Origin of the sequence: Hymenobacter rubidus, assembly GCF_016734815.1 — a bacterium.
GTDB classification, from domain to species: domain Bacteria; phylum Bacteroidota; class Bacteroidia; order Cytophagales; family Hymenobacteraceae; genus Hymenobacter; species Hymenobacter rubidus.
The window spans coordinates 1-26,367 of record NZ_JAERQF010000020.1 but is presented as its reverse complement, the minus strand read 5'-3'; the positions used below and the strand labels follow the sequence as shown (position 1 = coordinate 26,367).

General features: G+C 60.7%; 22 protein-coding genes. 13 read left to right on the top strand and 9 right to left on the bottom strand.

Features of this window, described 5'->3' with window-relative positions; all coding sequences use genetic code 11:
• Positions 1 to 106: 106 nt before the first annotated feature.
• On the top strand, positions 107 to 709 hold the full coding sequence (locus JKL48_RS14035) for a Crp/Fnr family transcriptional regulator (protein ID WP_201983517.1): 603 nt from the start codon (positions 107 to 109) through the stop codon (positions 707 to 709).
• A gap of 17 nt (positions 710 to 726) precedes the next feature.
• Here the strand turns inward: JKL48_RS14035 and JKL48_RS14030 are convergent, their stop codons facing one another.
• Entirely contained in the window at positions 727 to 1,518 is a 792-nt protein-coding gene (locus tag JKL48_RS14030; RefSeq protein WP_201983516.1) for an SDR family NAD(P)-dependent oxidoreductase, read from the bottom strand.
• Between the two features lie 577 nt (positions 1,519 to 2,095).
• On the opposite strand from JKL48_RS14030, the gene JKL48_RS14025 reads away from it, so the two are divergent.
• Positions 2,096 to 2,803, top strand: a complete 708-nt coding sequence (locus tag JKL48_RS14025; protein WP_201983515.1) for a TonB family protein — start codon at positions 2,096 to 2,098, stop codon at positions 2,801 to 2,803.
• A 54-nt stretch (positions 2,804 to 2,857) separates the two neighbouring features.
• Here JKL48_RS14025 and JKL48_RS14020 read toward each other — a convergent pair whose 3' ends face one another.
• Positions 2,858 to 3,175 carry a DUF1304 domain-containing protein gene (locus JKL48_RS14020; RefSeq protein WP_201983514.1) on the bottom strand — a complete coding sequence of 106 codons (318 nt, stop codon included), beginning with the start codon at positions 3,173 to 3,175 and terminating at the stop codon, positions 2,858 to 2,860.
• Positions 3,176 to 3,336: 161 nt separating this feature from the next.
• On the opposite strand from JKL48_RS14020, the gene JKL48_RS14015 reads away from it, so the two are divergent.
• Positions 3,337 to 4,980, top strand: a complete 1,644-nt coding sequence (locus JKL48_RS14015; protein WP_201983513.1) for a hypothetical protein — start codon at positions 3,337 to 3,339, stop codon at positions 4,978 to 4,980.
• Positions 4,981 to 5,097: 117 nt separating this feature from the next.
• On the opposite strand, the gene JKL48_RS14010 is transcribed toward JKL48_RS14015, so the two are convergent.
• The 4 genes from JKL48_RS14010 to JKL48_RS13995 form a co-directional block, all read right to left on the bottom strand.
• Entirely contained in the window at positions 5,098 to 5,523 is a 426-nt protein-coding gene (locus JKL48_RS14010) for a hypothetical protein (RefSeq protein WP_201983512.1), read from the bottom strand.
• Positions 5,520 to 6,761: an AAA family ATPase gene (locus JKL48_RS14005; RefSeq protein WP_201983511.1), complete on the bottom strand. Its 1,242-nt coding sequence runs from the start codon at positions 6,759 to 6,761 to the stop codon at positions 5,520 to 5,522. Before JKL48_RS14005 ends, JKL48_RS14010 begins: the two co-directional genes overlap by 4 nt.
• 21 nt (positions 6,762 to 6,782) lie before the next feature.
• Positions 6,783 to 9,020, bottom strand: a complete 2,238-nt coding sequence (scpA, locus tag JKL48_RS14000; protein ID WP_201983628.1) for a methylmalonyl-CoA mutase — start codon at positions 9,018 to 9,020, stop codon at positions 6,783 to 6,785.
• A gap of 111 nt (positions 9,021 to 9,131) precedes the next feature.
• Complete coding sequence (locus JKL48_RS13995) at positions 9,132 to 10,913, bottom strand: methylmalonyl-CoA mutase family protein (protein WP_201983510.1); 1,782 nt, start codon at positions 10,911 to 10,913, stop codon at positions 9,132 to 9,134.
• Positions 10,914 to 11,128: 215 nt separating this feature from the next.
• On the opposite strand from JKL48_RS13995, the gene JKL48_RS13990 reads away from it, so the two are divergent.
• The 5 genes from JKL48_RS13990 to JKL48_RS13970 all read left to right on the top strand — a co-directional run bounded on the left by JKL48_RS13990 (position 11,129) and on the right by JKL48_RS13970 (position 16,570).
• The gene (locus JKL48_RS13990) at positions 11,129 to 12,352 is read left to right on the top strand and encodes a hypothetical protein (RefSeq protein ID WP_201983509.1); all 1,224 of its coding nucleotides are present in this window, start codon (positions 11,129 to 11,131) and stop codon (positions 12,350 to 12,352) included.
• 146 nt (positions 12,353 to 12,498) lie between these two features.
• The gene (locus JKL48_RS13985) at positions 12,499 to 13,269 is read left to right on the top strand and encodes a 5'-nucleotidase C-terminal domain-containing protein (RefSeq protein ID WP_201983508.1); all 771 of its coding nucleotides are present in this window, start codon (positions 12,499 to 12,501) and stop codon (positions 13,267 to 13,269) included.
• Between the two features lie 114 nt (positions 13,270 to 13,383).
• Positions 13,384 to 14,319, top strand: coding sequence for a bifunctional metallophosphatase/5'-nucleotidase (locus tag JKL48_RS13980; RefSeq protein WP_201983506.1), 936 nt, complete (start codon positions 13,384 to 13,386; stop codon positions 14,317 to 14,319).
• A gap of 152 nt (positions 14,320 to 14,471) precedes the next feature.
• On the top strand, positions 14,472 to 16,043 hold the full coding sequence (dnaA, locus tag JKL48_RS13975; RefSeq protein ID WP_201983505.1) for a chromosomal replication initiator protein DnaA: 1,572 nt from the start codon (positions 14,472 to 14,474) through the stop codon (positions 16,041 to 16,043).
• 50 nt (positions 16,044 to 16,093) lie between these two features.
• Positions 16,094 to 16,570 carry a Uma2 family endonuclease gene (locus JKL48_RS13970; RefSeq protein WP_201983504.1) on the top strand — a complete coding sequence of 159 codons (477 nt, stop codon included), beginning with the start codon at positions 16,094 to 16,096 and terminating at the stop codon, positions 16,568 to 16,570.
• Here the strand turns inward: JKL48_RS13970 and JKL48_RS13965 are convergent.
• Positions 16,567 to 17,061 carry a hypothetical protein gene (locus JKL48_RS13965; protein ID WP_201983503.1) on the bottom strand — a complete coding sequence of 165 codons (495 nt, stop codon included), beginning with the start codon at positions 17,059 to 17,061 and terminating at the stop codon, positions 16,567 to 16,569. The genes JKL48_RS13970 and JKL48_RS13965 overlap by 4 nt on opposite strands.
• A gap of 169 nt (positions 17,062 to 17,230) precedes the next feature.
• Positions 17,231 to 17,659 (bottom strand): OsmC family peroxiredoxin, encoded by a 429-nt coding sequence (locus JKL48_RS13960; protein WP_236668805.1) that lies wholly within the window; start codon positions 17,657 to 17,659, stop codon positions 17,231 to 17,233.
• Between the two features lie 126 nt (positions 17,660 to 17,785).
• Between JKL48_RS13960 and JKL48_RS13955 the strand changes: the two genes are divergently transcribed.
• Genes JKL48_RS13955 through JKL48_RS13945 form a run of 3 tightly spaced genes read left to right on the top strand, consistent with a single transcriptional unit; the run spans position 17,786 to position 20,182 of the window.
• Positions 17,786 to 19,285 (top strand): GH3 family domain-containing protein, encoded by a 1,500-nt coding sequence (locus JKL48_RS13955; RefSeq protein ID WP_201983502.1) that lies wholly within the window; start codon positions 17,786 to 17,788, stop codon positions 19,283 to 19,285.
• A gap of 25 nt (positions 19,286 to 19,310) precedes the next feature.
• A complete protein-coding gene (locus JKL48_RS13950; protein ID WP_201983501.1) occupies positions 19,311 to 19,742 on the top strand; it encodes a hypothetical protein in 432 nt (143 codons plus the stop codon).
• Positions 19,739 to 20,182 carry a GreA/GreB family elongation factor gene (locus tag JKL48_RS13945; protein WP_236668804.1) on the top strand — a complete coding sequence of 148 codons (444 nt, stop codon included), beginning with the start codon at positions 19,739 to 19,741 and terminating at the stop codon, positions 20,180 to 20,182. The genes JKL48_RS13950 and JKL48_RS13945 overlap by 4 nt, the downstream gene beginning before the upstream one ends.
• Positions 20,183 to 20,191: 9 nt before the next feature.
• Here the strand turns inward: JKL48_RS13945 and JKL48_RS13940 are convergent, their stop codons facing one another.
• The gene (locus tag JKL48_RS13940) at positions 20,192 to 22,351 is read right to left on the bottom strand and encodes an OmpA family protein (protein WP_236668803.1); all 2,160 of its coding nucleotides are present in this window, start codon (positions 22,349 to 22,351) and stop codon (positions 20,192 to 20,194) included.
• 224 nt (positions 22,352 to 22,575) lie between these two features.
• Here JKL48_RS13940 and lon point away from each other — a divergent pair, with 224 nt between their 5' ends.
• Positions 22,576 to 25,080, top strand: coding sequence for an endopeptidase La (gene lon, locus JKL48_RS13935; protein WP_201983498.1), 2,505 nt, complete (start codon positions 22,576 to 22,578; stop codon positions 25,078 to 25,080).
• Positions 25,081 to 25,221: 141 nt separating this feature from the next.
• Positions 25,222 to 26,283, top strand: a complete 1,062-nt coding sequence (gene porQ / locus JKL48_RS13930; protein ID WP_201983497.1) for a type IX secretion system protein PorQ — start codon at positions 25,222 to 25,224, stop codon at positions 26,281 to 26,283.
• The last annotated feature ends 84 nt before the right edge of the window (positions 26,284 to 26,367 follow it).

Sequence of the window (26,367 nt, the reverse complement as noted above, 5' to 3'; positions counted from 1 at the left end):
GAGGAACTGATGGAATACAGCCACAAATTTCCGGCGCTTCTGGTGGCTCCGCCTTGAGGTAGGGTAAGAAATCAGGCTTCGCGCTTCACCGGCTTATCTTGGGGCTGTGAAAACCGACCCGTATGTTGCCCTGCGCGCTTATTTCGAGCAGCGCGCCCCGCTGCCCGATGCCGAGTTTGCCGTGTTGCGGCAGCTGTTTCGGCCGCGCACCCTGCGGCGGCACGAGGTGCTGCACGCGGCGGGCGAGGTGGCGCGGCACGGGGCTTTTGTGGCGCGGGGCTGCCTGCGGTCTTTCGTAGTCGACGCCCAGGGCAAGGAGCACATCCTCCAGTTTGCCCCCGAGCAGTGGTGGATAGCCGACCAGCACAGCCTCACGCACCACGCGCCGGCCCTTTTTGCCATCGACGCCGTGGAGGAATCCGAGGTGCTGCTCTACGATGCCTTGTTTTACCACCAGAAAGGCTTGCCCACCGTGCGCGATTCCGAACTGTCGCTCACCATGCTCACCAACCGGATTTATGCCATGCAGCAGCGGCTGGTGCTGCTGCTCAGCGCGCCGGCCAAGGTGCGCTACCTCGACTTCATCCAAACCTATCCCACGCTGGCGCAGCGCCTGCCCCTGCGCCTGATTGCCTCGTACCTGGGCATCACACCCGAGTCGCTGAGCCGGGTGCGGCACGAGTTGGCGCACGAGCGGCCGGGGGCCTGAGCAAGGCCCAAGCCGCCTCACCCAATGCTGCGGATGACCCCGCCATCGACCCGCACCGAGGCGCCGTTGGTGGCCGCCGCCAGCGGGCTGGCCAGGTAGGCCACCATGTTGGCCACCTCATCGGTCGTGATGAAGCGCTTGAGCAGGGAGGTGGGCCGGTCGTTCTGGAAGAAATCGTGCTCGGCTTCTTCTTTTGACTTGCCATCGGCGGCCATTTTCCGGATGAATTCGTCGACACCCTCGGACGATGTGGGGCCGGGCAGTACGGAATTGACCGTAACGCCGGTGCCAGCCGTGAGTTCGGCCAGCCCGCGGGCCACGCCGAGTTGGGCCGTTTTGGTGGTGCCGTAGTGTATCATCTCCTGCGGAATCTGAAGGGCCGATTCGCTGGAAATGAACAGAATGCGGCCCCAGTTTTTGGCCAGCATCAGCGGGAAATACTGGCGCGAGAGGCGCACCCCGCTCAGCACGTTCACTTCAAAGAAACGCAGCCAATCCTCGTCGGTGATTTCGGCGAAGGGCTTGGGCTCGAAAATGCCCACGTTATTGACCAGAATATCCACCGTGGGCACTGCGCGCAGCAGCTGAGTTACCTCTTCGGCCTTGCCGAAGTCGACCGCCACGCCCCGCACCACCGCCTGCGGGGTTTCGGCCAGAATAGCCCGCCGGGCCTCCTCGATGCGTCCTTCTGTGCGACCAGTGATAACGACTTCGGCCCCTTCGGCAGCAAGGCGGCGGGCAATGGCCAGCCCAATGCCGGCCGTGGAACCGGTAACGAGGGCAAGCTTGTGGGTGAGTTGCAAATCCATACGGAGGGGAAGTAAGGGAAAGAAGCTATTGTTCGGCTTAAACCAGCTCAGATGGAAATTGTATGTCAGCCACCCGTTGCCATCGCCGGAAGGCCGCATTCTTAGAGGCCGGCCACGAATTCCAGGATGTGCATTGCGACGACGCCAGCTGGCTGATAAGTGCTGATAAGTGTTGAAACAACCGGCAGTGGAAAAACGTAGATTATTTAAAAAGTGCATTTTTAATGAATATCGGCTAAGTTTGGATAGATATAGTCATTCATAGGAAAAAATAATTTGCATTTGAGAATAGATTCGCTTTATTTGTTCCGTAGATATCGTTTATGTAAGGTAATTAGCTTGTTATACATAATACCCAGGGCGGGTTTGCTATATATTATAAATGGATTTATTTGAGAATTTGTTATGCTAATAACCGGAATCCTCCGAAACGAAACTGCGGTATACCACAATTTCATTTCTGGCAATTCAGGTGGGGCGCCCTGGTTCCCTAGGCGTTCAAATTCGTTTGCTAACGCGTTCAACGGCGTGTTTTTCCGCATTTGCTCTTTCCATCCACTCCCAAATCCCACCTCCTATGTTACTTACTACTACGCTGCTGTTTGTTAGTCATTTGTTGGTTGCCGGCGCGCCCGGCGCGGCAGCCGTGCCCGCAGTTGGTATCGGAAACCCTATGGCGGCACCCGTGGTCGCCGGTCGCGTCGTCACGGAGCTGGAGAAGCCGTTGCCGGGGGTAGTGGTCACCATTCAGGGCACCCCGCAGGCCACCAGCACCAACGCCACCGGCGAATTCCTGCTGCCGCTGAGCGAAACGAAATCGGTGCTGGTGTTCAAGTGCCAGGGCTACCGCGACCAGCTGGTGCCCGTGGTCGGGGGCAATTCCCTCACCGTGAAAATGTATTCTGTGGCCGCCAATGCGCCGGCCGAATCTGCGGCAGCTGCCGCTAACGCTGGCCAAAGCAAGGTGTTGAATTTTGCCGAAGAGCTGCCCACGTTTCCCGGCGGCGAGTCGGCCTACCGTGCCTTTGTGCGGCAGACGGCGCATTACCCGCAGGAGGCCCTGGATAAAGGCTTCTCGGGCACGGTATTCGTCAGCTTTGTGGTGGACGAGCAGGGGCGCATTACCGACGCGGAAGTGGCCAAGGGCTGCGGCCACGGCCTCGACCAGGAAGCCCTGCGCGTCATTCGGCTCATGCCCTGGTGGAACCCCGGCCGCATGGCGGGCAAGCCCGTGCGGGTATCGCGCGTGCTGGCCGTGCCGTTTGTGTTCCGGCAGCCCGATTAAGGCACCCTACGCCCCAAGCCACAGCGCCGCCAGCGCCAGCCCGGCCGGCAGCGTCTAAACCAGCAGAATGCGCCCGCCGGCCGTGGCCGCGCCGTAGAGGCCCGCCACGGCCACGCAGCCCAGAAAAAAGCTGGCCACGTAGCGGTGCCAGGCGGGGTCCGAAATCAGCAGCGCCCACCCGAGGCCGGCGGCCAGAAAGCCGTTGTACAGCCCCGGGTTGGCGGCCAGCACTTTGGTGGACTCAAAGAGCTCCGGCCGCAACGAGCGGAAGGTTTTGGGGCCGCGGGTGGTCCAGGCAAACATTTCCAGCCAGAGAATATAGAGGTGAACGACGGCCACCAGGCCGACGAGGAAGTTGCTGAGCAGCGCCATAGTTTGCAGAGAAAAGAGCGATTGACGGGCCCAACCTACGCATAATCCGGCCGTTGGGGCCAGTGCAGGGCGCCGGGGCGGCCTTCGAAGTGGCCCATGCCGCGCGCGGGGTATCTTCGCGGAGATATTTTCTTTCCACTACTTGCTGAATCCCCCCGCTTATGGACTTCTTTACTTCGGTACGCGCCGTGCTGCCCCGCTGGGGCGTGTTGGCCACCCTATGCCTTGGCGCGGCCGCAGTGCCCAGCCAGGCCCAAACCGCCCCTACCTGGGCCGCTGTGCGGCGCCTGCCTGCCGCTGCCAGCACCGGCTTTAGCAGTGCCGAGAGCATTGCCGTTGCAGCCGATGGCAGCCAGTACGTATCGGGCCGGTTTGCGGGCTCGTTCACGCTGGGCTCCATCACCATGACCGGCAGCACGAATACCGGCCACCTGTACCTGGCCAAATACAGCGCCGCCGGCGCCGTGCTCTGGGCCACCAAGCTCGACGCGGGCACCCAGCAGGTGCACGCCAAAGTCGCCATCGATGCCACGGGCAATGCCTATCTGGCCGGCGATTTTTACAATTCCCTGACGCTGGGCAATACCACCCTCACCGCCACCGTCTCAAGTGCGGGCAATGCCTTGGATGCCTTTCTGGTAAAATACGACGCCCAGGGCGTGCAGCAGTGGGTGCGGCAGGCGGTGGCCGGCGGCGTGGGCAACACGGGTGTGGCCTTCCTCTACGGGGTGGCCACCGACGCCAGCGGCAACGTGACCATTGCCGGCGACTTCCTGAACAACGTCTCGTTTGGCGGCACGCCCCTGACGGGCGGCGGCGTGTACCTCTACCGCTTTTCGCCCACCGGAACCCTGCTGCTGAGCCGGCGCGTGAGCGACGACGGCTACCTCAACGACTTGGCCCTGGACGGTGCCGGCAATGCCTACCTCACCGGTGGGGCCTACTCCAATACCTCCTTCGGCGGCATCGTGCCGCCCAACGCAGGCAGCGGCGACGTGTTCCTCTGCAAGCTGAATGCGGCCGGAACCGTGCAATGGGTGCAAACCGCCGGCGGCCCCGACGACGACGCCGGAACCGCCCTGGCCCTCGACGGGGCCGGCAACGCCGTGGTGGGCGGCTTTTATGCCAGCGACCGGTACGTGGCCCGCTTCACGGCGCAGGGCGCGCCCGTCTGGACCCGCCGCATTGCCGGACCCGCCAACGGCTACTACCCCATCAACGGCGTGGTGTACGACGGACGCGGCGGCTTCCTGGTAACGGGCCGCTTGGTGGGCACGGCCCTCTTTGGTGCCACCACGCTTGCCTCGACCACCAGCGCCGCCTACGTGGTGCGCTACGACGGCCAGGGCACGGCCGTGTGGGCCGGCCAAACTGTGAACGTGGGCACCAATGACAGTTCCGGCGGCTACGCCCTGGCCGCCGACGCCGCCGGCAACACCTACTTCGCCGGCTATGCTGTGGGCAGCGTCCAGTTCGGCACCCTGCCGGTATCTACCGGCGGGTCCGATGCGGTGGTGGCCCGGCTCACGGCCGGCAGCGTGCTCGCCGCCCGCACGGCCACGGCCGAGCAGCCCCTGACGGCTTTTCCCAACCCCGCCGCCGGCAGCACCACTCTGCAATTGCCCGCCGGCGGCGGACGGCTGGTGTTCCTCGATGCGCTGGGCCGCCCCGTGCGCGAGCAGGCGCTGCCCACTGAGGCCGGGCCGTATGCGGTATCGCTCAGTGGCCTCGCCGCCGGCCTGTACCGGGTGCGCGCGCTGCTCAACAACGGCCAGGTGGCCAGCACCCCGCTCGACGTGCGGTAGGCACCAGTCGTACTCCCTCAAAAATCAACAGCGGCATCAGCGGCAATTGCTAGCCTTGGGGCTGTAGAGCGGGGCTTCGGGCACGCAAAAGGCCCGCCGGATGGGGCGGGCCTGGGGTTAGAGTATGTGTTCGTATTGGCGACTGCGTACAGTCAACTTGCAGGCGGTGCGTTTCTCGAACCGAATGCGCAGTTGTTGCACTTCCGGTGAGTTGCTGGGGCTGCGGTTCAGCACCACAAAGCACGATTTGAAGCGCAGCGGTAGGCTTAGCAGCGCCAGGGTGCTTTCCAATTGGGTGAGGGCATCGGTGAGCCGGTTGCCTTTCAACTCCACGTATAGCTCTTGCCCGATGGTGGCCACGCTATACACGTAATCGCACCGGTGCACTCCGGGGGCGGCGGGAATAAATTCTTCCGGCCGCAGCTCCTCCACCTCGTATAGTTTGGGGTTTTGCAGGATGAACTTGCTGGCTCCCCCTAAAGAATCGGTGGCTACAATGGTCCGGTCGGTACGCACCCGGCGGTACTGAGCAGGAATTTTCATGAATGAATGGCGGGGTCCAGAGCCATCAAATCACCGAATTGGTCGGCCGTTACGTCCGACACGCTATCGAGCGAATCAGCCCGCAGCAAGCCCGTTTCTTCGTCAATCATCAGCGTGGCCCTACCGTTTTCTAAGCCATAGACGCGGAAATCAGCCAGATTTAAGCGCAACTCTTTTGGTACTACCGCTTCTAGCTTAGCTAAGCCAGGGGCATCGTCTTGAAGTGTATCGGCGAGTTGGCCGGCATAAATCAAGTTGTTGAAGGCCGTGAGCAGATAGGGGGTGTGAGTGGTGAGGAAGAGTTGTAGGGGAGCCTTGCGAGTGTTGTACACGGCGGACATAAGTTGAGCCAATGCATTCTGAGCTGTAGGATGCAAATGAGCTTCAGGTTCTTCGATAATAGCAATTTCCGGCTCTATTCGGGCCGCTAGTGCTAGGTAGCGGAGCGTTAAGACCACAGGCAAAACTTCCTGTTGACCAGAAGAAGCGACTGAAAGCGGAACAGGTGTATCTGGTACCTGAATAATAAATTCGTCTTCCTTCAGTCTAAGGAATTCAGCTTGTAAAACTTCAGCCGTGAGCCGCTTGATTATTGAATTTCGCAGTTCAGCACGTGCCAATGATTCACTGCGTTTAAACGCTGCATAAAACGGGCGAAAGTTGTTTACGAATGGGTCGATAGAAAATTGGTCGTCCGAACGAGGTTCCCCAACCAAAGAGTACGCAGCCCTGCTCGCTGGAACGAACAGCAAGGTACTGGTGCCGAAGGTCCCTAGTGCTTGCGCTGCAGCTTGCTTGAATCTAACATAGATGGCAGTGTCTGAAAAAGCTTCTTCTTCTGGCGAAGAAGCAACACGAGAAGTGACAGCCTTGCGGGCCCGATTGAAGAGGTCCGCATAGAAATTGGAATAAGTTGCCTTTATCTGTCGTCCATTACTAACGATTTGGATAAAGTTCTCCCCATCACTGTAGCGTAATATTGAGTTACTCTGAAATGCTGTCTCGTCAAACATGACAGAAAATCCCGCCTCGAAAAGACTGTCCAAATTCTCTACTGGAAGGCGGGGCTGAATAGCCTGCCGAAGCAAACTGTTGATGCACCCTTTGAAATAATAGAGGCACTTGACGCAAATGCTTTTGCCACTTGCCTGTGCCCCAATAAAAATATTGATGCGCCCTAATTCAATATCGATTTCATCGATACCAGCGAAATTTCGAATAATCAGACGTTCAGCCATAGCAATAAAAGTAAATAATGTTTACTCCCCCAGCTTCGCCAGAATCTCCAGCGCGGCGGTGGCGATGACCGTGCCGGGGCCGTACACGCCGGCCACGCCGGCATCGTAGAGGTACTGGTAGTCCTGGGCGGGGATGACGCCGCCGGCGATGACTAGGATGTCTTCGCGGCCGAGCTGCTGCAGCTCCGCGAGAAGCTGGGGGAGCAGGGTTTTGTGGCCGGCGGCGAGGCTGCTCACGCCGACTACGTGCACGTCGTTGTCGGCGGCCTGGCGGGCTACTTCGGCGGGGGTTTGGAAGAGGGGGGCGAGGTCGACGTCGAAGCCCACATCGGCGAAGCTGGTGGCGATGATTTTCGCGCCCCGGTCGTGGCCGTCCTGGCCCATTTTGGCCACCAGCATGCGGGGGCGGCGGCCTTCGCGGGCGGCAAAATCATCGGCGGCGGTGCGGGCCTGTTCGAAGGCGGCGTTGTGGCTCATTTCCTGGGAATAGACGCCCGCCACGGTGCGCGTGGTGGCCTGGTGCCGGCCGTACTGGGCTTCGAGGGCATCGGAGATTTCGCCGAGGGTGGCGCGGGCGCGGGCGGCTTTTATCGCCAGAGCTAGTAAGTTCTGCGAACTTACTTCTCTGGCTTCGAATGAGGAATGAGGAATGTGGAATGAGGAATTTTCAGCAGAAGCCAATGGGTCATTCTTCATTCCTAATTCTTCATTCTTCATTTCACCGAGGCGGCCAGCAGCCGCCTCGGTGATAGCGGCCAGGGCCACTTTCACGGCGATGGGGTCGCGGTCGGCGCGCACTTGCTTGAGGCGGGCAATCTGGCTGGTGCGCACAGCGTCGTTGTCGATGTCGAGCACTTCGACCTCCGTCTTCTCGGTGGTCTGGTACTTGTTCACGCCCACGATGATTTCCTTGCCCGAGTCGATGCGGGCCTGCTTGCGGGCGGCGGCTTCCTCGATGCGCAGCTTGGGCAGGCCGGTTTCGATGGCCTTGGCCATGCCGCCGAGGGATTCCACTTCCTGAATGAGCGCCCAGGCCTTGTCGGCCAGCTCGTGGGTGAGGGTTTCGACGTAGTAGGAGCCGCCCCAGGGGTCCACGACTTTGGTGATGTCGGTTTCGTGCTGGAGGTAGAGCTGGGTGTTGCGGGCAATGCGGGCCGAGAAGTCGGTGGGCAGGGCAATGGCCTCATCCAGTGCGTTGGTGTGCAGGCTCTGGGTGCCGCCGAGGGCGGCGGCGAGGGCCTCAATGGCCGTGCGGGCCACGTTGTTGTACGGGTCCTGCTCGGTGAGGGAGTAGCCTGAGGTCTGGCAGTGCGTGCGCAGGGCCAGGCTCTTGGGGTTGGTGGGGTTGAACTGCTTAATGAGCTTGGCCCAGAGCAAGCGGCCGGCCCGCAGCTTGGCAATCTCCATGAAGTGGTTCATGCCGATGGCCCAGAAGAAGGACAGGCGCGGGGCAAATTCGTCAATCTTCATGCCCGCCGCCAGGCCGGCGCGGACGTATTCGAGGCCGTCGGCCAGGGTGTAGGCCAGCTCCAGGTCGGCGGTGGCGCCGGCTTCCTGCATGTGGTAGCCCGAGATGGAAATGGAGTTGAACTTGGGCATCTTCGCCGCCGTGTAGCTGAAAATGTCGGCGATGATGCGCATGCTCGGCGCAGGCGGGTAGATATAGGTGTTGCGCACCATGAACTCCTTCAGAATGTCGTTCTGAATGGTGCCGGTCAGCTTATCCGGGCTCACGCCCTGCTCCTCGGCCGCCACAATGTAGAAGGCCAGCACCGGCAGCACGGCCCCGTTCATAGTCATGCTCACCGACATCTGGTCGAGCGGAATCTGGTCGAAGAGAATTTTCATGTCCTCCACCGAGTCGATGGCCACGCCAGCCTTGCCCACGTCGCCCTGCACGCGAGGGTGGTCGGAATCGTAGCCCCGGTGGGTGGCCAGGTCGAAGGCCACGCTCAGCCCCTTTTGCCCGCCGGCCAGGTTGCGGCGGTAAAACGCATTCGATTCCTCGGCCGTCGAAAAGCCGGCGTACTGCCGGATGGTCCACGGGTTCTGCACGTACATGCTGGCGTAGGGCCCGCGCAGGTAGGGTGCCTGCCCCGCGCCAAAGCCCAGGTGGTCGAGGTGGGCCACATCGGCCGCCGTATACACGGGCTTGATGGCAATGCCTTCGGGCGTGAGGGTGGCGGCGGTTTCCGAGGCAGCGGGCGCGGTGGGGATAGCAGCGGCGTTGTAGGGAATCGAAGAGAAGTCGGGCTTCATCTGAAAATCAATGAGGAATGAAGAATGAGGAATGAGGAATGAGGAATTGTCGCCTGGGAATTCTTCATTCCTCATTCTTCATTCCTCATTAAGCCGCGCGTCAGCGCAGCGTTACCGCCCTTGCAAACGGGCCAGCACTTCCTCCGTGGTGTAGCCCTGCACCGTCATTTCCTTGAAGCCGAACACCCGCACGGCCTCGTGCAGGGTAGCCATGTCAGAGCTAAGCAGGGCGGGCGGAATGAAGTGCTGCTTCTCGGTCGGAATCTGGTAGATGAAGCGGGCGAATTTCTGAAATTGCTCGGGCGTGGCGTACATCAGGGTGGCTTCCTCGGGCGAAGAATAAAGTACCGACAGCGTGCCCAGCGGGTGGCTGGCCGCTATTTCGGGCCGTTCGTGCGGCTGAAGCATCTGCACGAAGGTTTCCAGAATAATCTGGTTGGTGTTGGAGCCCAGCAGCACCACGGCGGCGCGCTTGCTCTTTTTCTCGCGGCGCTCGAAGTGCATGGCCGTGGCCAGCCGCAGCACTTCGGTGGGGTAGGCGGCCCGCGTCACATCAAAATGAGCGGAGCGGAGCAGCTTTTTGGGGTGAAAGCTGAACTGCTCGTTTCGGTTCTGAAAGCGGTTGGTGCCCACCACCACTTGCTGGCCGGCAGCAATGCGGCGGAACGTTTCGGTAGCCACGGCCTTGATTTCGTCCAGCATCTGGCCGCGCACGCTGGGCAGCCCGCCCGCCACCTCCATGCGCTGAAACAGCGTCCAGGCTTCCTGGGCCAGTTGGTCGGTCAGGGTTTCGAGAAAGTAGGAGCCAGCGGCGGGGTCTTGCACCTTGCCCAGGCCGGCTTCTTCGCGCAGCAGCACCGAGAGGTTGCGCGCCAGCCGGGCCGAGAAGTCGTTAGCCTCGGCAAACAAGGCATCAAACGGCGCCACGCTCAGCGAATCGGCCCCGCCCAGCACGGCGCTCATGGCCTCGGTGGTGTGGCGGAGCAGGTTGGTGTGCGGGTCCAGGGTGGTTTGAGTCCACGACGACGTGGCGGCGTGAATGCGCAGGCCGGCGTTCAACGCCGCCGGCAGGCCGAACCCGTGCAGCAGCGTGGCCCAGAGTTGGCGCAGGGCGCGCAGCTTGGCTATTTCGGGAAAGTAGCTGGGGGCGATGGCCACGTGCAGGTGCAGCGTGGCAGCCACCTCGGCGGCGCTTACGTCTTCGTTGGGCAGCTCGGCCAGCAGGGCGGCGGCGGTGTTTAGGCTGAAGGCAATCTGCTGAGTGGCCGTGGCCCCCCGGTTGCCGAAAAAGGCACCGTTTACGGCCAGCGCGCGGAAGTCGGGCATGGCCGTGGTCAGGCGCACGCAACGGCGCAGGGCGGTGCGGTAGTCGGCCAGCTCAGCACCTTCGGGCACCGCGCCGGGGGCAAAGCGCAGGAAGCCGCGCAGCGCGGTGCCGGGCGCAGCATCCACTAGCTGGCTCAGCAGGACTTCGGGCTTATCGGTCACGGTGTACCCGATGAAGGTGTGGGCCAGCGGCAACTGCCCGGCCAGGTACGCCACATCGAAAGCCGAGGCATCGGTCAGGATGAAATGGATGCCGTCGGCCCCATTCGTCAGGGCTGCGGCGGCCTGGTCGATTTCGGCCCGGCCGTCGCCCGAGGGCACCGCCAGCGCCGGCACGTTCAGCCATGGGGCCAGCGGGTGGGGCAGGGGCACCGGCGGGCCACCCAGGGCCGTGAGCGCCTCCCGGTGGTAAAACGGCTCCACCGTAAAGCCATCGGGCAGGGGCCAGCGCAGCGTGGCCGGGTCCTGGCCCTTGAGGTCGCGGGCCAGCCGGGCTTGCCAGTCGGCCGTGGTTACGGCAGGAAATTCGGCAAAGGAAACGGGCGCGGCAGCTAGGGTGTCAGACATATTGGAATGCGGTTGAAAAGAAGCGGCAGAAACCAGAAGGGGCCGAAAGATACCGCTGCCTACGTTTCGCTGCCCGTATCGACCCTACGCGTTTTGCTGGGTTGTCGGTGTAGCTTTGGCCCTGCTTTCCATTATAGCTATTTTCTCTACACCGTATTGACTACGAATCCATGTACAAGCAATACGCCCTACGGTTCGCCTTTTTGCTATTAGCAATGGCCGCGGCCCACGCTGCATGGGCCCAGAAAAATTTTCTTCCCGGCTACATCGTGCGGCCCGCAGGCGATACCCTGCGGGGTGAAATCGATGCACGAGGGCAACAGCGCATGGGCTCGCTCTGCGTCTTTCGAGCCAATGGCAGGGCCGCCGCATCGCCATATACTCCTGCTGACCTGAAGGCATACGGCGTGCAGGGCGGGGGGCGCTATGAAACCTGCCAATTGCCAGGCGGCCTCACCACAGCTCCTGGGGCAACGGCCCTGTCGCCCTCGCCCAGCGCGTTGTTTATGCAGCAATTGGTGCAGGGCAAGGCCAAGCTCTACTCCTATGTAGACGAGGGAGGAAACGGGCGCTATTTCTTCCGAACCACTGACGGCCCGGTAACGGAGCTGGTGCAACTCGTCCAAGGCGTGATGGCGAACAACGTTTTGATGCAGCAGGTAAGCTACCCGTTCCGGCAGATTTTGAGTCAGGCCTTTATGGACTGCTTGGTGGTACAGCCCATGCTGGTAAAAGCCGAGCTGAAAGAATCACAGCTCGTCGCCATCTTCAACCGCTACAATTCCTGCGCCCCCGGACAGGCGTCGGTAGTGGGCACGGCCCGGAAATCTACGGTTCGTCTTGGTATCGTGGTGGGCGCGCAAAACGCCACCATCGTCCTCGGCGATGGCGGGGACGTTACCCTGCATTCGAGCTTGCGGCCGGTAGTGGGTCTGGGGGTGCTCCTCCACCCGGCTTCCTTCAACAGCACGCTGGCCCTGCGTATCGAAGCGCTTTACCAGAAACAGCTGCACGAAGGCGAGTATCAGCGCACCAGCGGCGTGGCCACCAGCCTTAGCAGCCACCGCCATGCGCTAATCGCGCTGCAAACAGGGCGAGTGCCCGTGATGCTCCGCTACACGATGCCCCACGGTTTGGTGCGCGCCTATCTACAACTCGGCTACGAAGCGTCAATATTGCTGGACGCGCATCAGGCGCTGGTTGTGGAAACCAACCAGAATCTGGGAGGTGTGGGCACTACGACGACTACCCGCGAAATAGAAATGCGCAGTCTCGGCTTTGGTGCCACGGGCGCTTTGGGGGCCCTGGTGCCGGCCGGCCCTGGCGAGTGGCAACTCGAAATTCGTTACAACCAATTGGATAACAGCTCCCAAGTGGTTGGCGTGTTGGCCGGTGCCCAGACGATTTCTTTCCTGATAGGTTACAATCTGGGCCGCTGACGGACGGATGCATCGGGCCACCGCCCCAGGAATACGGGCAGGTATTGGTCTGAGTAAGGTATTTTTGCAACCCGTGTGCGGCATCCCAAGACACGGCCGGCTTTACAGTAGTACGCCCGCTGGTTTCCACCATTTCCTCCAATAATTTGTCAACCCCACCCGCTCTGCGCCGAGTCGCTATCTGGCTTGCCGCCGCTCTGCTGACCGCGAGCGCCTGTCAGCGCGCCCCTTACGTGCCCACGGCGCACTTTGTGCCCGTCACGAGCCGGCCCGTGGGCAAAACCCAGGCCGAGGACCCCGCCGTTGCGGCCCTCATTGCGCCGTATCACGACAAGGTGACATCCCAGATGGCCGAAGTGCTGGGCAATGCGCCCGCCGGCCTCGTCAAGGGCCCCGGCGAAAACCCGCTGTCCAATTTCGTGGCCGACTTGCAGCGGGTGCGTGCCAGCCAGGCCCTGGGCCAGCCCATTCCGCTGGGCGTGATGACCAACGGCGGGCTGCGCGCCGGCTTCGCGCCGGGGGCCGTCACGCTGGGCTCGGTGTTTGAGCTGATGCCGTTTGAAAACGAGCTGGTGGTGCTCGATGCGCCCGGCCCGGTAGTGCAGCAGCTGTTCGACTACGCCGCGCACATCAAAATGGCCGTATCCGGCGCTACCTACACCGTCACCTTCGACGGCCTGCCCAAGGACATCCGCATCGGCGGCGTGCCATTTGACGTGAACGACAACCGCACCTGGCCCATTGCCATTTCCGATTACCTGGCCACCGGCGGCGACAACATGGGGTTTTTCAAAGGCCTCACGCCCCGCCATACCAATATCCTGCTCCGTACCGCCATTGCCGACTACATCCGCGACCTGACCAAGGCCGGCAAGCCCGTCACCGCTCAAGTAGAAGGCCGGGTGAAAGCCAATTAGCTATGAGCAGTTGGCAATGAACAATGAGCCACTAACTGCTTGTTGGGCATCGTCAGCCGTTTGTTGCCTTTCGATATACTTGCTCATTGTTCATTGCCAACTGCTCATTGTAATATGAAGCGCCGCGACTTTCTCCGCCATTCTTTCCTCGGCACCGCCGGCCTCACCGTGCTGGGCGGCTTGGCCCGCACCGCCGAAGCGGCTCCTGCCGCCAAAGTGCTGCCGAAGCTGACCATCCTGCATACCAACGACATGCACTCGCGCATCGAGCCTTTTCCCGATGGCGGGCAGTGGGGCGGGCTCGGGGGCATGGCCCGGCGCGCCGCCCTCATCAAGGACATTCGGGCTCAGGAGCCCAACGTGCTGCTGCTCGACTCGGGCGACATTTTCCAAGGCACGCCGTACTTCAACTTCTTCGGGGGCGAGCTGGAATACAAGCTCATGAGCCAGATGGGCTACGACGCCAGCACCCTTGGCAACCACGATTTCGACAACGGCCTCGAAGGCTTGCAGCGCCAGCTGCCCAACGCCACTTTCCCTTTCCTCATCGCCAACTACGACTTTTCCAAAACACCGCTGGCTGGCCGCTTTGCGCCGTACAAAGTATTCGAGAAGCAGGGCATCCGCGTCGGCGTATTCGGGCTGGGCATTGAGCTAAGCGGACTGGTGGCCGACAAAAATTTCGGCCAGACCGTGTACCTCGACCCCGTGGCCAAGGCCAAGGAAATGGTGGCCCAGTTGCGCGGCCCCGAGAGGTGCGACCTCGTCATCTGCCTCTCCCACTTGGGCTATAAGTACGAAAACGCCAAGCTCGACGACCGCAAGCTGGCAGCCCAGGTGTCGGGCATCGACCTCATACTAGGCGGCCACACCCACACGTTCATGGATGCGCCCGAGCCCATCACCAGCCCCGATGGCCACGCCACGCTCATCAATCAGGTGGGCTGGTCGGGTATCAATTTGGGGAGGCTGGACTATGAATTTTCGACGAAAAATAAACGGGCCGGCCTGGCAAGTGCCGCCGTGGTGCCGGTTCGAGCGGCCTGTTAAAAGCACGACATAAACAAGCACTTTTCGGCTTTTTTAAGTGCAGAGTTTTCCACAATTTTGTCCCCCCCTAACCAAATTGGGCCGCCGTGAGGCCGCCGCGCTCGTCACTTTTTTCGCCCCGGCCCGTAACGGGTATTTGTCTAATACGTCTCATGCTCAAGGATTTTCGCACGGTTTGGGCTGGCTGTTTGCGCAGTATCGCGGCGGAAATCGGGGAGCAGAGCTTTAAGACCTGGTTCCAGCCCATTGTGCCCGTCGAGCTGAAAGGCAACGTGCTGACCATCCAGGTGCCCAGCGCGTATTTCTACGACTGGCTGGAGGAACATTACGTGGACGAGCTGCGTCGCGCGCTCTACCGCGAGCTGGGCTCTGAGGGCCGCCTCGAATACAGTGTGGTGGTGGACCAGGGCAACGACCAGGCGCCGCCCCGTGCCCTGCACCTGCCGCCCACCCGCAAGCAGGCTGCCCCCGACCCGCGCGACGCGCCCCAGCCCATGCCCTCGGCCATTCCCGGCGGCAACCCGCTGGCGGGCAGCGCCCGTGCCGCTTCGGCCCGCTACGTTTCTTCGTCGGGTGGAGTGGTACGGTCTGCGCAGCGCAGCGGCTTTGGTAGTAATGCGCTGGCAGGCACCGAAACCTTGGCCGCGCCCCGCAACCCTTTCGACCAGGCCCGGCCGATGGATGGCAACCTGGTGCCGTCGCAGCTCAACGGTTCCTACACGTTCGACAACTACATCGAGGGCGACTGCAACCGCCTGGCCCGCTCGGCTGGCCTCGCGGTGGCCAACAAGCCCGGCACCACCAGCTTCAACCCGCTGATGGTGTACGGCGGCGTGGGCCTGGGCAAAACCCACTTGGTGCAGGCCATTGGCAATCACATCAAGGCCACTTCGCCGGAGCGGTTTGTGCTGTATGTGTCGGCCGAGAAGTTCACCAACCAGTTTATCGACAGCGTGCAGCGCGCGCAGGTGCAGGATTTTGCCAATTTCTACCTGCAAGTCGACGCCCTGATTCTGGATGACGTACAATTTCTGGCCAACAAAGGCAAGACGCAGGAGATGTTTTTCCACATCTTCAACCACTTGCATCAGTCCGGCAAGCAGATTGTGATGACTTCCGACCGGCCGCCTAAGGACCTGCAGGGCCTGGAAGACCGGCTGCTGAACCGCTTTAAGTGGGGCCTGACGGCCGATGTGCAAAGCCCCGACTTCGAGACGCGGGTGGCCATCATCCGCAACAAGATGGAGCAGGACGGCATCGACATTCCGCCGGACCATGTGGTCGATTATCTGGCCAATTCGGTGCACACCAACGTGCGCGAGCTGGAAGGCGTCATTGCCTCATTGGTGGCCCAGAGCAGCCTGAGCCGGCGCGACATCGACCTGGAAATGGTGAAGCAGGCCCTGCGCCACATCATCGAGGAGGTGGAAGCCGAAGTGAACCTCGACTTCATTCAGAAGACGGTGGCCGCCTATTTCAGCATTCCGGTGGAGCTGCTGAAGGACAAAACCCGCAAGAAGGAAGTGGTGACGGCGCGGCAGGTAGCTATGTATTTTGCAAAGCATCACACCTCGCACACGCTGAAAACCATTGGGTTCCATTTCGGGGGGCGCGACCATACCACGGTGATGCACTCCGTACAGACGGTGTCGGATTTGGTGGATTCGGATAAGAAATTCCGCGACCAGGTGGACGAGCTGCGGAAGAAGTTTGCCAAGAAATAGGGGCACCGTTTCCGAAGCGGCGTCGTTACATTTGGGAAAGCCTTTGCCCTATGGAGACCCTTGCCCCGGACATTTCCGACTACGAGCTCGAACGCGGAAAGCCCATGCCCAGCCTCAAACACGCGCTTATTCAACGCAACTTGTTGTTGCAACTCAGCGCCGTTTTGGGTGCTGATTATCTGGTTTTGCCTGAACTCAGTTTGATGCTTGATGCACAAAAGGTAGTTCCAGATGTGTCCGTTTTTCTGCGTTCAGCCCTTGATTTGACCGTCGAGCAAATTGCGGTGACTGCTCTGCCGCGCACGGCCATCGAAATCCTATCACCCACGCAGGTGATTGCCGAATTGCTGGAAAAGGCTGGGCGCTACTTTGCCGCTGGGGTGCAGTCGTACTGGCTAGTGGTGCCGGAGCTGCGCGCTGTGGCTGTGTTCTCGGAGCCCGGCAAATACAAGTATTTCTACAACGGCCAGACGCTGGCCGACCCGGTGACGGGAGCCGAAATCGTAGTGAGTCAGCTGTTTGATTAAACCGCTGGCGACGGGCTGATTTCCTGCAAGGGCAGGTTGTATTTGGCGGCGAATTCCCGCACCTGCTCCCGGAAGCTTTGTTTGCGCATTTTGCCTTTCACCTCGCGCAGGTTGAGGGCGTAGATTTCGCCGTCTTTCTGGCGCACCCGCAGGGCCATGGGTTTCAACTCAAGAGAGGCAATGTTTTCGGCGGCAAAAACTTGCTTGGGGCGGAACAGACCGTTTTTGTGCACAATGTAGCCGGGCGTGAATTCCAGGTAGCTCTGCGTGCCGAAAATGGGCGCGTTGTTTACCAGCACGTAGCCGATGTACACCAGCGTGAACACCAGAAATACCCAGTGCAGAAAATGGTAGTCCTGTGCCCCAACGTTGCTCCACATCCCGAATAGCACGTAGGCCAGCCAAAAGCCGCCAATGGCGAGCTGACCCCAGAATGGGACGCGGGAATTGTTGGCGGGGCGAAGGCGGATGCGGGTGGTACCAGTAGGCATGGGACAAATTTAGGACGAAGATTTTGAGTAGCGAAGATGGGATAACACAACGCGTCATGCCGGGTGGAAGCCGGCCGTTCTTCAGTGCTTACTATCCCTCGCCATTGGGAGGGCTACTAACACTGAAAAACGGCCGGCTTCCACCCGGCATGACGCGTTGTTGGCTGCCTTACCCAACCAACTTGGCTTCGAGGGTCATTTCTGGCACGGCGGCCAGCAGGCTGGAAATGGGGCAGTGGGTTTTGGCAAACTCGGCCTGCTTCTGAAACTCTTCGGCCGAAATGCCGCTCACCTTGCCTTGGGTGGTGAGGTGAATTTTGACCACTTTGGGTATTTCGCCGCTGGGGTCGAGGGTAACCTTCGATTCGGTGCTGATTTGCTCAATCTGATAGCCGGCCTTGGTGAGCACGCTGGTCAGGAACATGGTATAGCAGCCGGCATGGGCGGCGCCGATGAGCTCTTCGGGGTTGGTGCCTTTCTGGCCTTCGAAACGAGAGCCGGTGGAATACGGGGCTTCAACCGTGCCACTTTGCGTGGTGATGATGCCGCTGCCTTTGATGTCGCCGTTCCAGACGGCGTTGCCACGTTGGTTAATCATGAGGGTGTTGGTATTAGTAAGGTGATGAACTTGAAAACGTGGGCCCGCCCGTTTGGTTTGGTCGGTCGCCGTTTCGTTCGGCGAAGGTACCTTTATCGGCCGGTCAATAGCCTTTTTTTCTTGCTTATGGGAATCAAATCTGCTCTTAGTCGCCCCTTTGCGGCCTATGTGGCGCAGCGCCATCGGCAGTGGCAGCGCGAGCCCGAAGCCGTTCAACTGCGCCTGTTGCGGCAGCTCACGGCAGCCGCCGCCGGCACTGCCTTCGGCCGCGCCCACGACCTGGGCAGCGTGCACACCCCCGCCGACCTGGCCCGCCAAGTGCCCGTGCGCGACTACGAAGCCCTCAAGCCCTACTTCGACCGCACCCAGGCCGGCGAGGCCAATGTGCTCTGGCCCGGCCGCCCGTTGTACCTGGCCAAAACCAGCGGCACTACCAGCGGCACCAAATATATCCCGATTACGAAGGACAGCATCCCGAACCACATCGACGGCGCCCGCGATGCGCTGCTCTACTATATCTACCGCACCGGCCGCAGCCAGTTTCTCGATGGCAAGCTGATATTCCTGTCAGGCTCGCCGGAGCTGGAAATGCACCACGGCATTCGCACCGGCCGGCTTTCAGGCATTGCCAACCACCACGTGCCGGCCTACCTGCGCCGCAACCAACTGCCCAGCTATGAAACGAACATCATCGAAGACTGGGAAACCAAACTGGAGCGCATCGTGGATGAAACGCTGGACGAGAAGATGACCCTGATTTCCGGCATTCCGCCGTGGGTGCAGATGTATTTCGACCGCCTCACGGCCCGCACTGGCCGAACCATCAAGGACATTTTTCCTGATTTCAACCTCTTCGTTTACGGCGGCGTCAACTTCGAGCCCTACCGTGCCAAGCTCTTCGAAAGCATTGGCCGGCCCGTGGACAGCATCGAGCTATTTCCAGCCTCTGAAGGATTTCTCGCTTTCCAAGATGAGCCCGGCAACCCCGGCTTGCTGCTGCTGCTGAACAGTGGCATCTTCTACGAGTTCGTGCCCGCCGAGCGTTTCTTCGAGCCCGATGCGCCCCGCCTCACCATCGCTGATGTGGAGCTGGACAAGCAATATGCCGTGGTGCTGACATCCAACGCCGGCCTGTGGGGCTACAGCATCGGCGACACGGTACGCTTCGTGAGCTTGCGGCCGCACCGGGTGGTGGTGACGGGTCGCATCAAGCACTTCCTTTCAGCTTTTGGCGAGCACGTGATAGGGGAGGAGGTGGAGCAGGCACTGCGTGAAGTGATGGCGCGGTTTGCGGAGGTCGAGGTCATTGAATTCACTGTGGCCCCGCTTGTGAGCGACGACCCTGCCACACCCTCGCGGCACGAGTGGCTGGTGGAGTTTGCCAAGCCGCCGCAGGATGCCGCCGCCTTCGCCACCGCGCTAGATGTTGCCTTGCGCCGCCGCAATACCTACTACGACGATTTGCGCAAGGGTAATATTCTAGTGCCGTTACAGCTTACGCCGCTGCCGGCTGGAGCTTTTCAGCGCTACATGAAAGGCCTCGGCCGGCTGGGCGGGCAGAACAAAGTGCCGCGGCTGGGGAACGATAGGAAGGTGGCGGAGGGGTTGGCCAGTGCTGGCCGGTAACTATGTGCGGAATATCTTAACAGGAATGGAGAAAAGTAAAATCGTTTTTCAAGGCAGTGTGGATTTCGACGTTCACTGCACATTTGACCTGGAAATCAGCACCCCTCAAGTGAGAACGCACCTCAATTTCTACGGCCGTATAAATGAGTTTGCTGAGTTTGGACAGCAGTTAACGGCATTTCCAAAAAGGGTTTCGCACACTGTCAGTTTTGAAATCGGTTCAGCTGACAAAAATGTTACGATACCTTACCTCTTAATAAAGGCATACTGTACAGACGCTCAAGGACACACAGCCTTACGGATTGTCATCGATAATCGTGAACAAGGTGCAACTCATTATTGCTTCGATTTCTCCATTGCCTCAGAAGCCGCATCGATTAATAAACTGGGGGCGCTGCTAGCCACTTGGAATGTTAGTAACACGCCAGAACTTGTATGGAGAGCCGAAACGAGATGACTCCCAAACCCGCCCTCCACGCCCTCTGTCACGCCTTCATCGAGCAGCGCATTGTCGCTGCCCGCACCGCCATGCAGGCCGCGCAGGAATCGTCCTCCTCCGAAACCAAGAGCAGCGCCGGCGACAAGTATGAAACCGGCCGCGAAATGGCCAACGCCGAGCGCGACCGCAACGCCGCCCACATGCAGCAGGCCCAGCAGTTACAAGCCGAACTGGCCCGTATCAACCCCGAGATGCCCTGTGACACTGTGCGGCCCGGCGCTTTGGTGAGTACCAGCATGGGCCGGTTCTACATCAGCGTCAGCGCGGGCAAGTTGGACGGGACAGATGTGTTTGCGGTGTCGCCCGCCGCGCCGGTGGCCCTGGCACTCAAGGGGCTGCGGGTAGGGGAGGAGGCCGTTTTCAATGGGAAAACGGTGCAGGTGTTGGCGGTAGCGTAGGCGAGGAGACTACTTCCAGGCGCCACCTTCTGCCGGTTTGTCGCCTTCGGGCTTCATGAGCTTGAACTCGACCCGTCGGTTCACTTTCGCGTCGGCTTCGGTTAGTTCGTCCTTGAGTGGTTTGCTGGAGCCGTAGCCGAAGCTTTCGATGCGGTTGGGCGCCAGTTTGCCCTTGCGCTCGATGTAGCGGCGGATGGCCTCGGCGCGGTCCTGCGAGAGCTTCTCGTTCACTTCCGGGTCGCCGCTGGTGTCGGTGTGGCCCGCGATGCTGAGCCGGAACGAAGGGTGGTCGACCATAAACAGCGCAATGCGGTCGAGGGTGGGATGCATGGCCGGCAGCACGGCCGCCTTGCCTTGCTCAAACTCCAGGTTCTTGAAAATCAGCGGCAGCTTGTAGTCGATGCTGTTCGTGAGCAGCGTCATCACCGTGTCGCCCTTCAGCTCAAACTGCTTTTCGACCGAGAAAAAGTCGTTGCTTTGAATCAGCATGGCGTAATGCGAGCCCTCAATCAGCTCGAAGTCGAACGTGCCATCGGGCCGGATGAATTTGCTGGCCACCTCAATGCCGTTATCGGTATCGATAATGCTCACAATGCCCTTGAGGGGCTTGCTGCTCACCGAATCGATGAGCGTGCCTTCCACCTTGGTGGTGGCCAGCGGCTGAGCTTCCATGGGCAGCGGGAAGGAATAGAGGTCCAGGTTGTTGAGGTCCTGGGCCTCTGACCGCGCGTAGTACAGGTTACGGCTTTCGCGGTCGATGGTGAAGTAGTACTCCGAGCCCTTGCCGTTCACCAGCGGGCCAATGTTTTTGGGTTCCTGCCACCGGCCGCCCACGCGGTAAGTTTTGTAAATGTCAAAATCACCAAAATTCAGCAGCTGCCCCCGCGAGCTGAAATAGAGCACGTGGTAGAGCGGGTGATAAAACGGGCTCACCTCATTTTCGCGGGTGTTGATGACCGGACCCACGTTCTCGGCGGGGCTCCAGCGGCCGTCGCGCAGCTTGTGCGTGTAGTAGATATCCGACAGCCCAAAGCCGCCCAGCCGGTCCGACGCGAAATACAGCGTGTCCTCGTTTTGCGACAGCGTGGGCTGCGAGTCCCAGCCCAGCGAGTTCACCATCGGGCCCAGGCTTTTGGGGGCGGTCCATTTGCCGTCTTTGCCCCGGGTGGCGGTGTAGAGGTCGCAGTTGCCGTGGCAGGTGGCACACTCGCAGCGAGCAAAGTAGATGGTTTTGCCGTCCTTGCTCAGGCAGGCCGAACCCTCGTTGTTGGGCGAGTTGATGGGCTTGGGCAGCGGTTCGGCATCGGTCCAGCTGACGCCTTCGCGGCGCGAGGTGTACAGGTCCTCGTCTACCACGCCGGTCAGGCCGCGCCGCTTGCGCTTGCTGCTGAAAATCAGGAGCGAGTCGTTGCCGGCCAGGGCCGGGCCATAGTCGGGCGCCTTGCTGTTGATGGCGTCGCCCATGCTCGTGTACACGCCCTTGGGTGGGTGGAAGGTGTTGAGGTTTTTGCGGTACTCAACTAGGTCGTAGTACGTTTTCAGGGGCACGTACAGGTCCTTGTTTTTCTCCTCCAGCGAGTCGTAGTAGAGTTGCACCTTCGTGAGGTCGGACCGGCTATGCTTCAGCGCCAGGCGATAATAGGCTTTGGCCTTTACCGACTGGCTGTCGCGCTCCAGCAGCTGGCCCAAGCGCCACAGCATATTCGGGTTGCGTTCGAAATTGGCCGGGCCGAAGCGGGCTACATAAGCCTCCAACAGCGCCCGGGTCTGGCGGTAATTGTGGCGGCGCTCCGATTTGGCAATGGCGTGCAGCGCCTTTTTGTCCTCGTAAAAGTTGTACTTGTTGATGTCGACGAAGTCGGGGGTGCCGTCCGGATGCAGGTGCAGCTTGCGGCTCACGCGGCTGTTAAGGCCACGCACCCGGTAGGTGCCGGGGGCAATGGCCGGTTTGGGTGCCGTTGTGGCTTTCACCGCCGGCTTTTCGGCCGGTTTCGACCCCGCTTTGCGCGGCGTGGCTGATGCGCCGCCGCTGGTTGTATCGGCTGAAGGCGAGGCCGCCGGGGGCATGCGTTTGGTCGGACGGCGTTGGGCATGGGCAGCGGGCACATGGGCCAGCCCCAGCACCGCAAACAAGAAAAAGAACAAGCGCCGACGCAATAAAACGGGCATTGGTAGAGTACTAAAATAATAACTTGCGCAAGTTGCCAACAATTTAGCAATTAATGGAGCGGCACGGCGCCGGTCGGTGCGCCGCTTTGGCGGTTTGGCCAGCGTTGGCACGGGCCTTGACGACCAAACGGCACAGGAGCCCGTATCTTGTACCTCCTATTAATTGCCACGACGGGCTGTCAATCTGGCACCCGAGTCCGTTGCCCTCGGCTTTTCCTTCCTCCATGCTTTCAGCAGCTACTTTCACCTCTGCCGTGCCTTTGCGGGCGCTCAGCGATTCCAATTCCCAACCCGAAGCCATTGCCATTATGGCCGCCGACCCTGACCACCTCTTGCGCGGCGACGATGCCCCGCCCACCCTCCCGCTGCTGCCCGTTCGCAACACCGTGCTGTTTCCCGGCGTGGTGCTGCCTGTGACCGTGACGCGCAAAAAAAGCGTGAAGCTGGTGCGCAAAGCCTACGCCGCCGACAAGCTGCTCGGCGTGGTGGCCCAGCAAAACCCCGACGCCGACGAGCCCACCACCGACGAGCTGCACCCGGTGGGCACGCTGGCACGCATTCTGAAGCTGCTGGAGCAGCCCGATGGCCAGATTACGATTATCCTGCAAGGGCAGGTGCGCTTCCGCATCGAAGAGCAGCTGAGCTTTGCCCCGCTCACGGCCCGCGTCAGCTACTTCTCGGAGGTGGCGCTGAACCCCGATATTCCCGGCGAGTTTGGCCTTTTGCAGGCCTTGCGCGAGGCAGCCACCAAAGTGCTGGAGCTCACGCCCGAAATTCCGATGGAAGCCAGGGCCATGCTCGATGGCATTCAGTCGCCGGCCTTCCTCACGCACTTTTTGTCGTCGAATGTGCAGCTCGACCTGCCCGCCAAGCAGAAGCTGCTGGAACTGGTCGACCCCGAAGCGCAGGCCCGCCAGCTGCTCGAAGCCTTGCTGAGCCAGGCCGAACTGCTGGAAATCAAGCAGGACATCCGTTCCAAAACCCACACCGGCATCGACGCCCAGCAGCGTGAGTATTTCCTGCGTCAGCAGCTCAAAACCCTGCAAGATGAGCTGGGCCAGGACGGCTCCGAAGAAGACGTACACCGCCTGAAAGCCCGCGCCGAAACCAAGAAATGGCCCGAGGCCGTGGCGCTCCATTTCAAAAAAGAGATGGACAAGCTGACGCGTACCAACCCCATGGCGCCCGATTATTCGGTGAACATGAACTACGTGGAGTTCCTGCTCGATTTGCCCTGGGGCGAGTACACCAAGGACAAGTTCAACCTCAAGCAAACCAAAAAAATCCTTGATGCCGACCATTTTGGCCTCGAAAAAGTAAAGGAGCGCATTCTCGAATACCTGGCCGTGCTTAAGCTGAAGCAGGACCTCAAGGCGCCGATTCTGTGTCTCTACGGGCCGCCCGGTGTGGGCAAAACCTCGCTGGGACGCAGCATTGCCACGGCGCTGGGCCGCAAGTACGTGCGCATGAGCCTCGGCGGTGTGCGCGACGAAGCCGAGATTCGCGGGCACCGGAAAACCTACGTGGGGGCTATGCCCGGCCGCATCATTGCCCAAATCAAAAAGGCTGGAGCCTCCAATCCGGTCATCATCCTCGACGAGATTGACAAGGTGAGCAGCGACTTCCGCGGCGACCCCAGCTCGGCCCTGCTTGAAGTATTGGACCCTGAGCAAAACGCCACTTTTACCGATAATTACCTGGAAGTAGAATATGACCTCTCGAAGGTCTTGTTCATTGCCACGGCCAACTCGCTCGATACCATTCAGCCCGCCCTGCGTGACCGCATGGAAATCATCGACCTGACCGGCTATACCCAGGAAGAAAAAGTGCAGATTGCCCGCAAGCACCTCTGGCCCAAGCAGCTGAAAGAACATGGCTTGGGCGAAAACGAAGTAAAAATCACCGACGCCGCCCTGCACCGCGTGGCCGATGACTACACCCGCGAAAGCGGCGTGCGCGGCCTGGAGCGCAAGCTGGCGGCCGTGACGCGCAACCTGGCCCGCCGCAAGGCCGGCAAAGAGCCCCTGCCCGCCGTAATGGAGCCCGCCGAAATTCGTAAAATCCTCGGCGGCGCTATTTTCGACCGCGACCAGTACCAGGACAACGACACCGCCGGCGTGGTGACGGGCCTGGCCTGGACCTCGGTGGGCGGCGACATTCTGTTCGTGGAAAGCCTGCTGAGCCGGGGCCGGGGCAAGCTCACGCTTTCGGGCCAATTGGGCGACGTGATGAAGGAATCGGCCATTACGGCGCTGAGCTACCTGCGCTCGCGAGCCGACGAAATCGGCATCGACTACCGCCTGTTTGAGCAATACGACCTGCACATTCACTTTCCCGAAGGGGCCGTGCCCAAGGACGGGCCCAGCGCCGGCATCGCCATTTTCACCAGCATGGCCTCGGCCTTCACGCAGCGCCGGGTGCGCCCGCGCCTGGCCATGACCGGCGAAATTACCCTGCGCGGCAAGGTGCTGCCCGTGGGCGGCATCAAGGAGAAGCTGTTGGCCGCCCGCCGTGCCGGCATGAAGGACATCATTCTGTGCCCTAAAAACCGCAAGGACATTGAGGAAATCCAGGAAGACTACCTCAAAGGCCTGACCATTCACTACGCCGACCGGGTGGACGATGTGCTCCGCGTGGCGCTGCTGGAAGAATTGGTGCCGCATCCGCATAAGCTGCCCGTACGCGACGAGCCGATTCCAGTAGCCGGCCCCAGCGTGGAGGTGCAATAGGCCTGTAGAACATGCTTTAGCTGGTTCGGGCGGGAGCCGAACAAATACTTTGGCACCTGTCCCCACGTTATACGGACGCGTGTGGCAGCCGTTCCAGTAGAAACGAGCTAAAGCAAGTTCTACACCCGTTATCTTCGAACAATGAAGCAGCTCTCCGCCCGTCGGATTATTGGTTTTGGTGTTATCTGTGGTAGCCTTGCTGCTCGTTCGGGCGCAGCGCAGCAGTTGGGCGGGCGCACGGTTTTTCCATTCTTGGACTTGCCGCCGAGCGCCCAACTGGCGGCTCTGGGCGGCATGAGCGTATCGGCTCGCAACGACGACCCTACCATGCTGTTTGGCAGCCCGGCGCTGCTGAACCCGGAAATGGACGGTCGCCTGGCCCTGAGCTACGTGGCCTACGTGGCCGACATCAAGCAGAGCACCGCTGCTTATGTGTTTAACACGCAGAAGGCCGGTCGCTTCGGCATCGGCGTCACCTACCTCAACTACGGCAGCTTGCATAGCTACGACGCGGCCGGCAACAGCCTCGGCACTTTCAGCGTGAACGAGTACACGGTGGGCGTATCTGACTCTTATACGAAGGGCAAATTCACTTTCGGAGCCACCACCAAGCTGGCCGTGAGCAGCATTGCCGGCAGCCGCTCCCTGGCGGGCGTAGCCGATGCCGGGGTGGTGTATAAGCACCCCACTTCTGACTTCACCGCAGGCCTGGCCGTGAAAAACGCCGGCTACCAGTTCTCGCCCTATCCCGGCACCGACCGCGGCCCGCTGCCGCTCGATGTGCAGATTGGGGCTACCGTGAAGCCCGAGCACATGCCCATTCGCTTCTCCCTCACGGCGCACCACTTGCAGCAATGGGACATTCAGTACCTCGACCCCAACGCGCGTGGGGCCCTCGATGCCAGCGGGGTATCGAAAGCGCCGACCAAAAGCTTCGGCGACAACCTGGCCCGGCATTTCACGGCCAGTGCGGCGCTGGTGCTGGGCAAAGGGTTCAACGTGCGGGTGGGCTACAACCACCTGCAGCGCCGCGAGTTGCGCTTGGATAACACCAGCGGCAGTGCCGGCCTTAGCTTTGGCGTAATGCTGAAAATCAGTACTTTCCAGATTGACTACACCCACGCCACGTTGCAGGCCGCTGGCTCCAGCGAGTATTTCACCATTTCGCGCAACCTCAATTCCTTGTTTAAGAAAAAGGAGTAGCGCCATACCCTTTAGAACGTCATGCAGAGCGCAGCGAAGCATCTTGCCCGCAGTAAGTAGTCCAATCGGTCGAATTACTTACTG

What these genes read in the sequence shown, in the direction of transcription:
- JKL48_RS14030 (WP_201983516.1), bottom strand. Translation starts at nt 1,518, where the DNA reads ATGGATTTGCAACTCACCCACAAGCTTGCCCTCGTTACCGGTTCCACG.
- JKL48_RS14025 (WP_201983515.1), top strand. Translation starts at nt 2,096, where the DNA reads ATGTTACTTACTACTACGCTGCTGTTTGTTAGTCATTTGTTGGTTGCC.
- JKL48_RS14020 (WP_201983514.1), bottom strand. Translation starts at nt 3,175, where the DNA reads ATGGCGCTGCTCAGCAACTTCCTCGTCGGCCTGGTGGCCGTCGTTCAC.
- JKL48_RS14015 (WP_201983513.1), top strand. Translation starts at nt 3,337, where the DNA reads ATGGACTTCTTTACTTCGGTACGCGCCGTGCTGCCCCGCTGGGGCGTG.
- JKL48_RS14010 (WP_201983512.1), bottom strand. Translation starts at nt 5,523, where the DNA reads ATGAAAATTCCTGCTCAGTACCGCCGGGTGCGTACCGACCGGACCATT.
- JKL48_RS14005 (WP_201983511.1), bottom strand. Translation starts at nt 6,761, where the DNA reads ATGGCTGAACGTCTGATTATTCGAAATTTCGCTGGTATCGATGAAATC.
- scpA (WP_201983628.1), bottom strand. Translation starts at nt 9,020, where the DNA reads ATGAAGCCCGACTTCTCTTCGATTCCCTACAACGCCGCTGCTATCCCC.
- JKL48_RS13995 (WP_201983510.1), bottom strand. Translation starts at nt 10,913, where the DNA reads ATGTCTGACACCCTAGCTGCCGCGCCCGTTTCCTTTGCCGAATTTCCT.
- JKL48_RS13990 (WP_201983509.1), top strand. Translation starts at nt 11,129, where the DNA reads ATGGCCGCGGCCCACGCTGCATGGGCCCAGAAAAATTTTCTTCCCGGC.
- JKL48_RS13980 (WP_201983506.1), top strand. Translation starts at nt 13,384, where the DNA reads ATGAAGCGCCGCGACTTTCTCCGCCATTCTTTCCTCGGCACCGCCGGC.
- dnaA (WP_201983505.1), top strand. Translation starts at nt 14,472, where the DNA reads ATGCTCAAGGATTTTCGCACGGTTTGGGCTGGCTGTTTGCGCAGTATC.
- JKL48_RS13970 (WP_201983504.1), top strand. Translation starts at nt 16,094, where the DNA reads ATGGAGACCCTTGCCCCGGACATTTCCGACTACGAGCTCGAACGCGGA.
- JKL48_RS13965 (WP_201983503.1), bottom strand. Translation starts at nt 17,061, where the DNA reads ATGCCTACTGGTACCACCCGCATCCGCCTTCGCCCCGCCAACAATTCC.
- JKL48_RS13960 (WP_236668805.1), bottom strand. Translation starts at nt 17,659, where the DNA reads ATGATTAACCAACGTGGCAACGCCGTCTGGAACGGCGACATCAAAGGC.
- JKL48_RS13955 (WP_201983502.1), top strand. Translation starts at nt 17,786, where the DNA reads ATGGGAATCAAATCTGCTCTTAGTCGCCCCTTTGCGGCCTATGTGGCG.
- JKL48_RS13950 (WP_201983501.1), top strand. Translation starts at nt 19,311, where the DNA reads ATGGAGAAAAGTAAAATCGTTTTTCAAGGCAGTGTGGATTTCGACGTT.
- JKL48_RS13945 (WP_236668804.1), top strand. Translation starts at nt 19,739, where the DNA reads ATGACTCCCAAACCCGCCCTCCACGCCCTCTGTCACGCCTTCATCGAG.
- JKL48_RS13940 (WP_236668803.1), bottom strand. Translation starts at nt 22,351, where the DNA reads ATGCCCGTTTTATTGCGTCGGCGCTTGTTCTTTTTCTTGTTTGCGGTG.
- lon (WP_201983498.1), top strand. Translation starts at nt 22,576, where the DNA reads ATGCTTTCAGCAGCTACTTTCACCTCTGCCGTGCCTTTGCGGGCGCTC.
- porQ (WP_201983497.1), top strand. Translation starts at nt 25,222, where the DNA reads ATGAAGCAGCTCTCCGCCCGTCGGATTATTGGTTTTGGTGTTATCTGT.